The sequence below is a fragment of the Candidatus Thermoplasmatota archaeon genome, from assembly GCA_022848865.1.
In the GTDB taxonomy this organism is placed as follows: Archaea; Thermoplasmatota; Thermoplasmata; order RBG-16-68-12; family JAGMCJ01; genus JAGMCJ01.
The window spans coordinates 1-500 of the sequence record JAJISE010000136.1 but is presented as its reverse complement, the minus strand read 5'-3'; the positions used below and the strand labels follow the sequence as shown (position 1 = coordinate 500).

At 55.8% G+C, this 500-nt stretch carries 1 protein-coding gene; it reads right to left on the bottom strand.

What is annotated here, in order from left to right; translation table 11 throughout:
• The coding region (locus tag LN415_10055; GenBank protein ID MCJ2557414.1) for an aspartate--ammonia ligase at positions 1 to 500 on the bottom strand (500 nt) is incomplete at both ends.

Genomic DNA, 500 nt, shown 5'->3' with positions numbered 1-500 from the left:
AAAGAGTTTCTGGACGTGGGTCTCGGCGCCTTTGATGACGATCCAGATTTTTTCTACGACTTCGGTGAGGAGTTGTAAGTTTCGCTGGTCTTCGGTTATGGCCAGCTCCCAGTCCCACTGGTCCACGTATGCGCTGTGGTCGTGGTCGAGCCAGTAGTCCTTGCGCACGGCGCGCATATCGGTGAGCAGGCCCTCTCCGACGTCCATTCCGAACTGCTTGAGGGCCATGCGCTTCCACTTGGTTGCGGCCTGCACGACCTGGGCATCGATTGGGTTCTTGTCGCGGTCATTTGAAATGTGGAACCCAATTGGTGTCCGTGAGCCATCACGGTCCAGCATGTCGTTGACGCCGCTCTGGACATCTACGATAAGAGGGACGGTAACGCGAATCAGGTTGAGCTGCTTGCAGAGATTCTGCTCGATGTAGTCTTTGGCGGCATAGATGGCATTCTGCGTCTGCTTTGGTGACAGCAGGGAGCTGTAATCCTGGGGGAGGATTT